This window comes from Bradyrhizobium sp. (assembly GCF_049581145.1).
Taxonomy (GTDB): Bacteria; Pseudomonadota; Alphaproteobacteria; order Rhizobiales; family Xanthobacteraceae; genus Bradyrhizobium.
On record NZ_JBAURI010000201.1, the window covers coordinates 1 to 1,651 of the forward strand.

Annotated in this window: 1 protein-coding gene; it reads right to left on the reverse strand. The window is 67.1% G+C overall.

Annotated elements, in window-relative coordinates:
- Positions 1-62 precede the first annotated feature (62 nt).
- Positions 63-1,613 (reverse strand): sugar ABC transporter ATP-binding protein, encoded by a 1,551-nt coding sequence (locus tag WCB02_RS06620; protein ID WP_423957036.1) that lies wholly within the window; start codon positions 1,611-1,613, stop codon positions 63-65.
- Positions 1,614-1,651: the final 38 nt, after the last annotated feature.

Consider the following 1,651-nt stretch of genomic DNA (forward strand, 5'->3'; position numbering starts at 1 on the left):
ACCGCCCGCGGCGTGGTGGCCGGGACCCAAAGTCGCAGGTTGTCCCGGCTTCGAGGTGACGGTCATTCCGCCCGCTCGACCGGCGCTGAGGCGCTGCCTTGCCCCAGCGCGAAGCGCATGATCTCCTCCTCCCGCACCGCCTCGCCCGCTAGCTCGGCATTGATGCGCCGATCATAGAGCGTGATGACGCGACGGCAGAGGTTGACGATCTCCAGCACGTCCGTCGAATAGAACAGCACCGCGCCGCCCGCATCGGCGAATTGGCGCATCAAGACATAGATCTCGTGCTTGGCGCCGACATCGACGCCGCGTGTCGGATCGAACAGCAGCAACACGCGGCTTTCCGCCAGCAGCCATTTGGCGATCGCGATCTTCTGCTGATTGCCGCCGCTGAAGCTGGCGCAAGGCCGATAGAGAGCGCGCGGATGCACCTGAACGCGGGCTAGCACGCGATCGACGGCGCGGCGTTCAGCCTCCAAGTCGAGCCAGCCGAACCGTGCGAAGCGATTGAGTGTCGGCAGCGAGACGTTTTCGAGGCCGGAGAGTTTAAGCGCCAGCGCCTCGGTCTTGCGCTCCTCCGGCACTAGGCTGATGCCGATGCGCGAATCGATGGCGTCGCGCGGCGAGGCGATGACGACCGCCCGGCCATTGACGGCGATGGCGCCGCTGTCGGCTGGAGCAACGCCGAACAGGGCATGGAACAGCTCGCTCTGCCCCATCCCCTGTAGACCGGCAACGCCGAGGATTTCGCCGGGCCAGAGCGAGAATGTGACGTCTTCGACGCGACCTCTCACGGTGAGTTGGCGCACTTCGAGCGCGGGGGCGCCCCTACGCTCTTGCGGCGGCGGCGCCGGCGGGAAGGTCGCAGCGAACGATCGGCCGATCACCAACCGAACCAGCTCGTCATGGCTGATCTCGCCGACCGCGAAGGTCCCAACCTGACGGCCGTTGCGCAAGACGCTGAGGCGGTCGCAGAACCGGCGGACCTCTGGCAGGCGGTGGGTGATGAAGAGGACGGTGGCGCTGCGCGCCCGCAATTCGGCGATGCGCCGTTCGAGCCATTCGACGTCCTGCGCCGAGAAGGCCGAAGTCGGCTCGTCGAGGAGCAGGATCCGCGGCTCGCGCGCGATGGCTCGGGCGATCTCCAGTTTCTGGCGGAGCGACAGCGGGCAGTCGCGAATCTCGAGCCGCGGATTGACCGAACCGAGCTCGAGCCGCGCGAGCGCCGCCTCGATCCAGCGCCGCGCCCCGCGTCGGTCGAGCACGAACCCGAGCCGTGTCGGCGCCACATCGAGCAGAAGATTGTCCTGCACGGTGAGATCGGGAACGAGGCTAATCTCCTGAAAGGCGGTCGCGATCCCGAGCGCCCGCGCGCAGCGAGGACCGGCTATCCCAGCTCGCTCGCCGAACACAGAGATTGTTCCTGCATCCGGACGCGTCAGCCCGCTCAGGATCCGGACGAGAGTCGATTTCCCGGCGCCGTTCTCGCCAAGGAGCGCATGGACTTCGCCGCGCCCGATCGTCACCGACGCGCCATCGAGCGCCAAAGTGGGGCCGAAGCGCTTACTCAATCCGTCGATGACGACTGCGGGGGCGGATTCCGCCGGCTTCACTGCGTGGCCTTTCCGACAAACGTCCGACGGTTGAGATG